The organism is Leifsonia sp. GW821-FHT13C05 (assembly GCF_058806515.1).
This window is the reverse complement of the sequence record NZ_JBXAPT010000001.1, coordinates 1,154,844-1,165,767: the sequence shown is the minus strand read 5'-3', so window position 1 is coordinate 1,165,767 and position 10,924 is coordinate 1,154,844. Positions and strand designations below refer to the sequence as shown.

The window sequence follows — 10,924 nt, the reverse complement described above, 5'->3', positions numbered from 1 at the left end:
GTCGCGTGAACAGGTTCGGACTCGATTGTCAGGGGAGGAGGTGGGCGCGGTGGATGAGCGCGGCCGCGCCGATGAGCGGGCCCTCGGAGGAGAGGGCCGAGGGGATGATGCGCACCTTTCGCACGTACGGGAAGTAGTGGTTCTCGATGACGCGGCGCATGTGGTCGAACAGGTCGGGCGTCGAGTGCGAGAAGCCGCCGCCGATGGCGACGAGCTCGAGGTCGAGCAGGGCGGTCGCCGACGCGATGGCGCGGCCGACGGCCTCTCCGGTGCGCGCGATGGCCTGGTGGGCCACCTCGTCGCCCGCCGCGTACGCCGCCGCCAGTTCCTCGCCCGTGTTCCCGGTGAAGCCGTGGCGACGCGCCCAGGCGACGGTGTGCGGGCCCGAGGCTATGGCTTCGAGGGCGCTCGGGTTGCCGAACGTGTCCTCTCCGACCAGCTCTCCCACCTCGACGTGCCCGATGTGGCCGGCGTTGCCCGTCGGACCGGTGATCACGCGGCCGCCAACGATGAGGCCGCCGCCGATGCCGGTCGAGACGACCATGCCCATCACGTTGTCGACGCCCTGCGCCGCTCCGACCCAGTGCTCGGCGAGCGTGATCGCCACGCCGTCCATCTCCAGCGTCACCGGGATATCGAGCCCGGCGTCCGCGATGACGCCGGCGATGAAGTCGCGCATCGGGTAGTCGCGCCAGTGTGGGACGTTCAGCGGGGACACCAGGCCCCGGATGCGGTCGATCGGCCCGGCGCAGCCGATTCCCGCCCCGATGAGCGTCGCACCGGCGGGCACGGAGGCGATGGCGTCGCGGACGACGCCGCCCACCGAGGCCTCGAGGTCGGCGACGGTCGCCGTGCGGCCCGTCGGGCGGCGGAAGCGGGACGATTCGAGCAGGCGACCGTCCGCATCGACGATGGCTGCTTCGACTTTGGTTCCGCCGAAGTCGACGGCGAGGGCGAGGGGAGTTGGCACGACCTTTACCCTAAACGAAACCACCCGCGCTCATATGAGCAACATCCGCGCAACCGTTGCTCAGACGCGCATCCGGTTCCTAAGCTGGAACCGTGGCCATGAACGACACCGATGAGATCCTCGCCGTCAAAGCCGCTGAGCTGTACTACGAGGCGGGCAAAACCCAGGACGAGATCGGTCTCGCCCTCAGTGTCAGCCGCTGGAAGGTGGGACGGCTGCTCGTCGCAGCGCGCGAGCACGGCTTCGTGCGCATCGAGATCGTGCACCCGAGCGCCAGGCGGTTCTCGCTCGAACGCGAGCTGTGCGGCTTCTACGACCTGCAGGACGCCGTAGTCGTGCCGTCCCTCGACTCCGACTCGGACGTGCAGGCGCGCGTCGCGCAGGCCGCCGCGGACTACCTGACCACCCTGCGCCCCGTTCCCCGCACGCTCGGCGTGAGCTGGGGACGCACCCTGCACGCGGTGGCGGCGCGGCTGCGCCCCGGCTGGGCCGTCGGCGTCAACCCCGTGCAGATCAACGGCAGCGTGTCCAGCACCCGGCAGGCGACAGCGGCGGCGGACACCGCTGTCGTGATCGCCCGCAAGGCACAGGGCACGGCCACCCTGCTTCCGAGCCCCGCCATCTTCGAGCACGCCGCCACCCGGCGCGCCATCGAGGCCGACCGCTCGGTGCAGAGCGTCCTCGCCCTGGCGAGGAGCGCCTCCGCGTACCTGTTCAGCGCCGGCGTGGTCGACACCAGCTCTGTGCACGTCGACTCCGGCTACCTGACCGCCGACGACGTCGCGTCCCTCGCCGCGAAGGGCGCCGTCGGCGACGTGGTCGGCCGATTCATCACCGAGGACGGCCAGGTCGCCGATCCGGAGCTCGACGGAAGGACCCTCGGCATCTCGCTCGACGAGCTCCGCGCCGCGCGCACCAGCATCGCCGTGATCGCGGGGGAGACCAAGCACAGGGTGGCGCACGCGATCGTGTCCAGCGGGCTGTGCAGCACGATCATCACCGACGAATCCACCGCGAACCATCTGCTCGGCCGCTCAGCGGCCAGCTGAAAGAAGGAGTGACGTGACCATCGAAACGACGCCGCCCGTGCGAACCCTCGCACCGGCGGCCAGGGCCGTGGAGGTGCTCGGGGGCGACTTCACCGAAGCCTCCCTGCGCCGCTACCTGAACGGCATCCCCGGGGTCGACGCCGTCGGCCTCGAGCAGCGTGCCGCCGGGCTCGGAACGCGCTCCATCAAGACCACCAGCAAGGCCTGGGCGCTCGACAAGATCATCGAGCTCATCGACCTGACCACCCTCGAAGGCGCTGACACGCCCGGCAAGGTGCGCTCGCTCGTCGCGAAGGCGCTCACGCCGGACCCGAGCGACCTCACCGCTCCCCGGCCGGCCGCCGTCTGCGTGTACGGCGACATGGTGCCGTACGCGGTGGAGGCGCTCGGCGCATCCCACGCGGGACGCTCGGGCGGAGCACCCGGCAGCGTGAACGTGGCCGCCGTGGCGACCGCGTTCCCGAGCGGGCGCGCATCCCTCGCCGTGAAGCTCGCGGACACGGCGGACGCCGTCGCCGCCGGTGCGGACGAGATCGACATGGTGATCGACCGCGGGGCGTTCCTCTCCGGGCGCTACGGGCTCGTCTTCGACGAGATCGTCGCCGTGAAGGAAGCCTGCCGCCGCGCAGACGGCAGCTACGCCCACCTCAAGGTGATCCTGGAGACAGGCGAGCTGAACACGTACGACAACGTGCGCCGCGCATCCTGGCTGGCGATCCTCGCCGGAGGAGACTTCATCAAGACGTCCACCGGCAAGGTGTCCCCGGCGGCGACGCTGCCCGTCACGTTGCTGATGCTGGAGGTCGTGCGCGACTGGCACAAGCTCACCGGCGAGGAGATCGGCGTGAAGCCGGCCGGCGGCATCCGGTCGTCGAAGGACGCCATCAAGTATCTGGTGACGGTCGCGGAGACGGTGGGCGAGCACTGGCTGCAGCCGCACCTGTTCCGGTTCGGGGCGTCCAGCCTGCTCAACGACGTGCTGCTGCAGCGTCAGAAGCTGAGCACCGGCCACTACTCCGGCGCCGACTACGTCACGATCGACTGACCAGCAGAGACCGAAGGCAGAACAATGAGTTTCCTCGAATACGCACCAGCGCCGGAGTCCAGGGCCATCCTGAACCTGCGCGACCAGTACGGCCTCTTCATCGACGGCGAATTCGTCGAGGGCAACGGCACCCCGTTCCAGACCATCTCCCCGGCGACGGAGGAGCGCATCGCGACCATCGCGACGGCGAACACCGCCGACGTGGATGCTGCCGTCGCCGCAGCGCGCCGGTCGTACGAGCGCGTGTGGTCGAAGATGAGCGGCAGTGACCGCGGCAAGTACCTGTTCCGCATCGCGCGCCTCGTCCAGGAGCGCGCCCGCGAGCTCGCGGTGGCGGAGAGCCTCGACAACGGCAAGCCGATCAAGGAGAGCAGGGATGTGGACGTCCCGCTCGTCGCCGCCTGGTTCTTCTACTACGCGGGATGGGCGGACAAGCTCGACCACGCCGGTCTCGGCCCTGCGCCCCGCGCCCTCGGCGTCGCCGCCCAGGTAATCCCGTGGAACTTCCCGCTGCTGATGCTCGCCTGGAAGATCGCCCCCGCGCTGGCGGCGGGCAACACGGTCGTACTGAAGCCGGCGGAGACCACCCCGCTGACCGCGCTCCTGTTCGCCGAGATCGTGCAGCAGGCTGGCCTCCCCGCCGGCGTCGTCAACATCGTCACCGGTGCAGGCGAGACCGGTCGCGACCTGGTCAACCACCCGGATGTGAACAAGGTCGCCTTCACCGGCTCCACCGCCGTCGGCAGGGAGATCGCCCGCGCCGTCGCCGGAACCGACAAGAAGCTGACCCTCGAACTCGGCGGCAAGGCGGCGAACATCGTCTTCGACGACGCCCCGATCGACCAGGCCGTCGAGGGCATCGTCAACGGCATCTTCTTCAACCAGGGCCACGTCTGCTGCGCAGGCAGCCGCCTGCTGGTGCAGGAGAGCATCCACGACGAGGTCGTCGACCGCCTGAAGAACCGCCTGTCGACACTGCGCCTCGGCGACCCGCTCGACAAGAACACCGACATCGGCGCGATCAACAGCGCAGAGCAGCTGCAGCGCATCCGGGAGCTGTCCGACATCGGGGAGGCGGAGGGGGCTGACCGCTGGACGGCCGACTGCGCCATCCCGGAGAACGGGTTCTGGTTCGCGCCGACGATCTTCGACAACGTCTCCACCAGCCACCGGATCGCCCGCGAGGAGATCTTCGGGCCGGTGCTCTCCGTGCTCACCTTCCGCACGCCCGCCGAGGCCATCGCGAAGGCGAACAACACCCCGTACGGCCTGTCCGCCGGCATCTGGAGCGACAAGGGCAGCCGCATCCTGGCCGTGGCCGACAAGCTGCGCGCCGGTGTGATCTGGGCGAACACGTTCAACAGGTTCGACCCGGCCAGCCCGTTCGGCGGATACAAGGAGTCCGGCTACGGCCGCGAGGGCGGTCGACACGGGCTCGCCGCGTACCTGACGCCCGGCCGCGCGCTCGGCGGCTCGTCCGCCGCGGCGCTGACCTCCGCATCCACCACGACCCGCAAGGGAGCGAAGAAATGAGCCGCCTGACCGTGCCGAAGACCTACAAGCTCTACATCGGCGGGAAGTTCCCGCGCAGCGAGTCCGGTCGCACGTACGAGGTCGTCTCCGCGAAGGGCGCCTTCCTGGCCAATGCGGCGAAGGCGTCCCGCAAGGACGCCCGGGATGCCGTGGTCGCCGCCCGCGGAGCGCTCGGCGGCTGGGCGGGCGCCACCGCGTACAACCGCGGCCAGGTGCTCTACCGCATCGCGGAGCTGATGGAGGGCCGTCGCGCCCAGTTCGTCGACGAGGTGCAGCAGACGGAGGGCGTCACCGCCTCCGTCGCCGGCGCGCAGGTGGACGAGGCGATCGACCGCTGGGTCTGGTACGCGGGCTGGGCGGACAAGTTCGCGCAGGTCGTCGGAAACGCCAACCCGGTCGCCGGTCCGTACTTCAACATCTCGGTGCCGGAGCCCACCGGCGTGGTCGCGATCGTCGCCCCGCAGGACACCGGGCTGCTCGGCTTCGTGAGCGCCGTCGCCCCCGCGCTGGTGGCGGGCAACACGGTGGTCGTGATCGCGAGCGAGCGGTTCCCGCTGTCCGCGATCAGCCTGAGCGAGGTGCTCGCGACGAGCGACGTGCCCGGCGGTGTCGTGAACATCCTGACCGGCTCCCCGGCCGAGATCGCGCCGTGGCTCGCCTCGCACGCCGACGTCAACGCGCTCGACCTGGTCGGTGCGGGCGGCCTCGAGTGGATCGACCTGCAGATCGCGGCAGCCGACACGCTGAAGCGCGTCCTCGCCCCGGAGAACGGTCCGGATGCGGCGGCGCCGTCGCTCGACAGGATCGCGTTCTTCACCGAGACGAAGACGGTCTGGCACACCAAGTCGCTGATCTGATCCCGACCGATCCGTGCATCCACGAGGGGTGTACCGCAGCCCTGCGCAGCGGTACACCCCTCGCGCCTTTGCGCATCATGGGGGAGGATGAAGGAAAGACTTAGGAGGTCCGGATGACGGATCAGGGGATGTCGGGTATGGGTCCGACCGCCCTCGTCGGAGACAGTCTCACGCAGGGCGGCGACTGGCAGGCGTGGATGCCGGGGGAGACCATCTACAACTTCGGGGTCGGGGGAGACACCACGGACGACGTGGTGGCCCGTCTGTGGGATGTGATCAACGCGCAGCCCACCGTCGTGGTGCTGCTGATCGGCACGAACGACCTCGCCTGGCGGCGCTCGGTCGAGCACATCGTGCGCAACGTGGAGACCATCCTGGTCACGCTGCGCAGGGAGCTGCAGGAGACGCGCATCCTGGTGCAGTCGGTGCTGCCGCGCGGCCACGAGTTCGCGGACCAGATCCGCGACATCAACCGCCACCTGTGGCAGTTCGCGCCCACCGTGCACGCACAGTGGCTCGACCTCTGGCCGGCTCTGGCGCTGGAGGACGGCGAACTGAACCCCGCATACAGCGAGGACCGCCTGCACCTCAACGACGACGGATACCGCGTCTGGCTGAACGAGCTGGTGCCCGCCCTGGAGCGCCTGCGCCAGCAGCCGCCGACCAGCCGCGCGATCACGCTGCCGGACCTGGGCGGGGCGGCCTGACCCAAGCCATCGAGTCCGAAGTTGTTCACGCCCCCACCCGGCGTGTCGCGTGAATAACTTCGGACTCGATGGTGTGCGTGGGTTAGCGGGTGCGGAGCAGCGTCTCGTAGAAGCGGATGCCGCGGAGCCAGGTGGCCACGTGGATGCGCTCGTTGCGGGCGTGCAGGGTCGCGCGCTCGTCGGTCGCCATCTCGAACGGGGTGAAGCGGTAGACCGCGTCGCTGATCGTGGTGAAGTGGCGGCTGTCGCTGGCGCCGAGCATGATGTACGGCGTCACCACCGCATCCGGATGCACGGCCGAGATGCTCCCGGCCACCGCGTCCCACTCCGGGCCGGTGGTGGGCGACACCGGCGACGGTTCGCTCGGGTCGATCGCCTCGATGCGCACCAGCGGGTCGCGGATGGCGCGGCGGAGGTGCGTCATGGTCTCGGCGACGCTCGACCCGACGGCGATGCGGACGTTGACGACCGCTTCGGCCGTCTCCGGCAGGGCGTTCGCGGCGAGGCTGCCGGACAGCTGCGTGACCGCCGTCGTCGTGCGCACGATCGCGCGGGTCTCGTCGCTCACCCGGCCGAGCACGGCGACCAGTGCGGGCTTCAGGCGCCGGGCCCGGGTGAACACCGCGCGCAGCGGGCCGGTGGCGTGGGCGCCGAGCGTCTCCACCATCTGCAGGTTGGTCTCGCTGAGTCCGGCGGGGAACGGTTTCGCGTTCAGCCGGGTGATGGCGCGCGCCAGCCGCACCGTCGCGGTCAGCTTGGGCGGGGTGGAGGCGTGCCCTCCGTTCTGCTCGACCGTCAGCCGGACGCTCGTGATGCCCTTCTCGCTGACGCCGACGACAGCGATCGGTTTCGCGACGCCGGGGAAGATGCCCTCGACGACCGCACCGCCCTCGTCGAGCACCAGGGCCGGCCGCACGCCGCGGTCTGCGAGGGAGGCGACGATCGTCTTCACCCCGGACCCGACGGTCTCCTCGTCGTGGCCGAAGCTGAGGTACACGTCGGCAGCGGGGGTGTGGCCGGCGGCGACCAGCGCATCCACTGCTTCGAGGATGGCGACGAGGGCTCCCTTGTCGTCGAGGGTGCCTCTGCTCCACAGCACGCGGGCGTCGCCTGTTCCGGTGAGCTCGGCGCCGAACGGCGGGTGCTCCCAGCCGTCGTCGGTGGCCGGCACCACGTCGTAGTGCGCCATCAGGACGGTGGGGGCGCCGTCGCCTGCGCCGCGCCAGCGGTAGAGCAGGGAGTGGCCGTGCTGCTCCCGTTCGAGCGCGGCGTGCAGGTGCTGATACAGCTCGGGCAGCGTGGCGATGAAGGTGTCGAACGCCTCCCAGTCCGTCTGCTCGACCGCGTTGCGGGACATGGTCGGGATGCGCAGCAGCGTGCGGAAGCGGTCGATGGCGGCATCGTCGTCGATGCGCGCTGGGTCGCTCACTCTCCCGCCGCCCGGCGGAACGCTGCGAGGGCGTCGTCGGAGTAGAGCACGAAGCGCACCAGCTCCACCGGCCCGAACGATGCGGCGAGCACCGCGCGGACCGTGCTGACCGCGATGCGGGCCGCGTCGTCCATCGGCCAGCCGTAGACGCCTGCGGAGATGGCGGGGAAGCCCACGGAGGTCGCGCCGACCTCGCGCGCGACGCGCAGCGATGAACGGTAGGCGTTCTGCAGCAGCTCCGTCCTGTCCTCCGTCGCCGACCAGACGGGGCCGACCGCGTGGATGACCCAGGTGGCGTCGAGCTCGCCGGCGGTGGTGGCGACGGCCTGGCCGGTGGGGAGCCCATCCGGGAACGTCGTCGCGCGCAGTTCGCGGCAAGCGTCGAGGATGGCAGGGCCGCCGCGGCGGTGGATGGCGCCGTCGACGCCCCCTCCGCCAAGGAGGGAGCTGTTCGCGGCGTTGACGATGGCGTCGACGTGCTCGTCGGTGATGTCGCCGCGGACGATCTGGATCAGGTCGTCCACCGTCAGCCCCTGTTGTTGGAGAGCTCGTACACCTTCAGCAGCTCGACGATGGCGTCGTCGCGCTGGCTGCCGCCCTCGTCGAACATCTCGGTGACGTGCGTCTTGAGATGGTTCTCGACGAGCAGCTTGTTGAGCGAGCCGAGCGACTTCTGGATGGCGAGGGACTGGGTGATGATGTCGATGCAGTAGTCCTCGTTCTCGATCATCTTCTCCAGGCCTCTCAGCTGGCCTTCGAGGATGCGCGTGCGGTGCATGGCGCGTTTCTTGATGTCTGCGATCACCCGTCCAGGATACCGCGCCGATCCCGTATACCCCTATGGGGTATGTGTTACAGTCGAAGACATGGAAACGAGCTACGACATCCAGGGCATGACCTGCGCGCACTGCGCGCACGCGGTGAGCGAAGAGCTGGGGGCGCTCGACGGCGTCACGGCCGTGGCGGTCGACGTGGCGGCAGGCACGGCGACGGTCACCAGCGACGCCGCCCTCGCCCGGGATGCGGTCCAGAGCGCGGTCGAAGAGGCCGGGTACACGCTCGCCCACCCGCGACAGCTTCCCCTGCTGTGACGAGCGCTGACACGGCCGCTCCCGGCGTCCAGCTCGACCTCGCGATCGACGGGATGACCTGCGCCAGCTGCGTCGCCCGGGTCGAGAAGCGGCTCGGCAGGATCGACGGCGTCACCGCCAGCGTCAACCTCGCCACCGAACGGGCCAGGGTCACGGCCCCCGCGTCGCTCGATCCGGCACTGCTCGTGGCCGAGGTGCAGAAGGCCGGATACGGCGCGCACGTCATCGAAGCGGTGGAGCCGCCCCGGGATGCGTCGCCGTCGTCCACGCTGCGCCTCCGGCTGATCGTCAGCGCGGCGCTCACCGTGCCCATCGTGCTGCTGGCCATGATCCCGACCTGGCAGTTCTGGGGCTGGCAGTGGGTGTCGCTGCTGCTGGCGACGCCGGTGGTGCTGTGGGGCGGCTGGCCGTTCCACCGCTCTGCGGCGATCAACCTGCGGCACGGGGCGGCCACGATGGACACGCTCGTGTCGCTCGGCACGGCCGCCGCCTACCTCTGGTCGGTGTGGGCTCTCGTCTTCGGTACGGCGGGCGAACTGGGGATGCGGCATCCGTTCACTCTCGTCGCGGAGCCGGGCAGCGCATCCGGGGCCATCTACCTGGAGGTCGCTGCCGGCGTCACGACGTTCCTGCTGCTCGGGCGGTTCGTGGAGGAGCGGTCGAAGCGGAGGGCGGGCGCCGCGCTGCGCGAACTGCTGCAGGCCGGGGCGAAAGACGTCGCGATCCTGACCGGCGACGGGTCGGAGACGCGCGTTCCGGTCTCCGCTCTCGCGGTCGGCGACCGATTCGTGGTGCGGCCCGGCGAGCGCATCGCTGCGGACGGCGTCGTGCAGGACGGCGCCGCCGCAGTCGACACCAGCGCGATGACGGGGGAGTCCGTGCCGGTCGAGGTGGCGGAGGGGGACACGGTCGCCGGAGGCACCATCGCGCACGCCGGCACGCTGGTGGTGCGCGCATCCCGGGTCGGAGCGGACACGCAGCTGGCCAGGATGGCGAAATTGGTGGAGGAGGCCCAGCTCGGCAAGGCGGCCGTCCAGCGACTGGCCGACCGGATCTCCGGCGTCTTCGTGCCCGTGGTCATCGCGCTCGCCCTGGCCACATTCGGCGTGTGGATGCTCCTCGGCGGCGGCACGTCCGCCGCGATCTCCGCCGCGGTCGCCGTGCTCATCGTCGCCTGCCCGTGTGCGCTCGGTCTGGCTACCCCGACCGCGCTGCTGGTCGGCACGGGACGCGCCGCCCAGCTCGGCATCCTGATCACCGGCCCGGAGGTGCTCGAACGCACGGGCCGCATCGACACGATCGTGTTCGACAAGACCGGAACCCTCACCACCGGAGCGATGACGGTCACCGGCGTCGTCGCGGCGGATGGGGTGGATGCGCAGGAGGTGCTGCTGCTCGCCGCATCGGCCGAGCGCGGGTCGGAGCACCCGATCGGCCGGGCGGTCGCTGCGGCAGTGGATGCGCACGCTCCCGTCACCGGTTTCCGTGCCGTGGCCGGGTTCGGCGTGACGGCGCAAGTGGACGGACGGACGGTCGCCGTCGCACGCGCCGACGCGCACGCGACCCTCCCTGCCGTGCTCTCCGACGCGCTGCGCGACGCCAGGGCGACGGGCGCCACGGCGGTCGTCGTCTCCGTCGACGACGCACCGGCCGCGGTCCTCAGCGTCACGGACCCGCTGCGGCCGGACGCCGCGGAGGCGATCGGCCGGGTGCGGGCGCTCGGCCTGGAGCCCGTGGTGCTGAGCGGCGACCACGAGGAGACCGTACGGGCCGTGGTCGCGCCGTTGCGCATCCAGCGCGTGGTGGGCGGGGCGACGCCGGAGGGGAAGGCGCAGGCCGTCCGGCGGATGCAGGACGACGGCCGGTCGGTGGCGATGGTCGGGGACGGCGTCAACGACGCTGCGGCGCTCGCGGCCGCCGATCTGGGCATCGCGATGGGCTCGGGCTCGGATGTCGCCATCGAGGCGGGCGACCTCACGCTGCTGCGCTCGGATCCGGTGCTCGTGGCGGACGCGATCCGGCTGTCCAGGCGCACGGTGTCGATCATCAGGGGCAACCTGTTCTGGGCGTTCGCGTACAACGTCGCGGCCATCCCGATCGCGGCGTCCGGGCTGCTCAACCCGATGATCGCCGGGGCGGCGATGGCGTTCTCGAGCGTGTTCGTGGTGCTCAACAGCCTGCGGTTGCGACGGTTTTCCGGGCGTACGGTTTCTTCCTGACGCGGGCGTCATATTCGGCGCCGG

11 protein-coding genes are annotated in these 10,924 nt (G+C 70.7%); 7 read left to right on the top strand and 4 right to left on the bottom strand.

The features are described from left to right. Nucleotides 1–28: 28 nt before the first annotated feature. Nucleotides 29–970, bottom strand: a complete 942-nt coding sequence (locus AC1ROC_RS05600; protein WP_168689086.1) for an ROK family protein — start codon at nt 968–970, stop codon at nt 29–31. Between the two features lie 98 nt (nt 971–1,068). On the opposite strand from AC1ROC_RS05600, the gene AC1ROC_RS05595 reads away from it, so the two are divergent. From AC1ROC_RS05595 to AC1ROC_RS05575, 5 genes are all read left to right on the top strand, one after another. Then, nucleotides 1,069–2,019 (top strand): sugar-binding transcriptional regulator, encoded by a 951-nt coding sequence (locus tag AC1ROC_RS05595; RefSeq protein WP_168690811.1) that lies wholly within the window; start codon nt 1,069–1,071, stop codon nt 2,017–2,019. A gap of 13 nt (nt 2,020–2,032) precedes the next feature. Beyond that, entirely contained in the window at nt 2,033–3,064 is a 1,032-nt protein-coding gene (gene deoC / locus AC1ROC_RS05590) for a deoxyribose-phosphate aldolase (protein ID WP_085369322.1), read from the top strand. 24 nt (nt 3,065–3,088) lie between these two features. Beyond that, on the top strand, nt 3,089–4,597 hold the full coding sequence (locus tag AC1ROC_RS05585; protein WP_492998627.1) for an aldehyde dehydrogenase family protein: 1,509 nt from the start codon (nt 3,089–3,091) through the stop codon (nt 4,595–4,597). Beyond that, the gene (locus AC1ROC_RS05580; RefSeq protein WP_492998625.1) at nt 4,594–5,454 is read left to right on the top strand and encodes an aldehyde dehydrogenase family protein; all 861 of its coding nucleotides are present in this window, start codon (nt 4,594–4,596) and stop codon (nt 5,452–5,454) included. The genes AC1ROC_RS05585 and AC1ROC_RS05580 overlap by 4 nt, the downstream gene beginning before the upstream one ends. A gap of 113 nt (nt 5,455–5,567) precedes the next feature. Continuing rightward, a complete protein-coding gene (locus tag AC1ROC_RS05575) occupies nt 5,568–6,161 on the top strand; it encodes a GDSL-type esterase/lipase family protein (RefSeq protein WP_085369319.1) in 594 nt (197 codons plus the stop codon). A gap of 82 nt (nt 6,162–6,243) precedes the next feature. Here AC1ROC_RS05575 and AC1ROC_RS05570 read toward each other — a convergent pair whose 3' ends face one another. The 3 genes from AC1ROC_RS05570 to AC1ROC_RS05560 are packed head-to-tail and all read right to left on the bottom strand — an operon-like array spanning nt 6,244 to nt 8,395. Continuing rightward, a complete protein-coding gene (locus AC1ROC_RS05570) occupies nt 6,244–7,590 on the bottom strand; it encodes a M20/M25/M40 family metallo-hydrolase (protein WP_492998623.1) in 1,347 nt (448 codons plus the stop codon). Then, nucleotides 7,587–8,114 (bottom strand): O-acetyl-ADP-ribose deacetylase, encoded by a 528-nt coding sequence (locus AC1ROC_RS05565; protein ID WP_492998621.1) that lies wholly within the window; start codon nt 8,112–8,114, stop codon nt 7,587–7,589. The genes AC1ROC_RS05570 and AC1ROC_RS05565 overlap by 4 nt, the downstream gene beginning before the upstream one ends. 2 nt (nt 8,115–8,116) lie before the next feature. After that, nucleotides 8,117–8,395: a metal-sensitive transcriptional regulator gene (locus AC1ROC_RS05560; protein WP_085369317.1), complete on the bottom strand. Its 279-nt coding sequence runs from the start codon at nt 8,393–8,395 to the stop codon at nt 8,117–8,119. Between the two features lie 61 nt (nt 8,396–8,456). Here AC1ROC_RS05560 and AC1ROC_RS05555 point away from each other — a divergent pair, with 61 nt between their 5' ends. Then, nucleotides 8,457–8,681 carry a heavy-metal-associated domain-containing protein gene (locus AC1ROC_RS05555; protein ID WP_168689089.1) on the top strand — a complete coding sequence of 75 codons (225 nt, stop codon included), beginning with the start codon at nt 8,457–8,459 and terminating at the stop codon, nt 8,679–8,681. Beyond that, entirely contained in the window at nt 8,678–10,900 is a 2,223-nt protein-coding gene (locus AC1ROC_RS05550; protein WP_492998618.1) for a heavy metal translocating P-type ATPase, read from the top strand. Before AC1ROC_RS05555 ends, AC1ROC_RS05550 begins: the two co-directional genes overlap by 4 nt. The last annotated feature ends 24 nt before the right edge of the window (nt 10,901–10,924 follow it).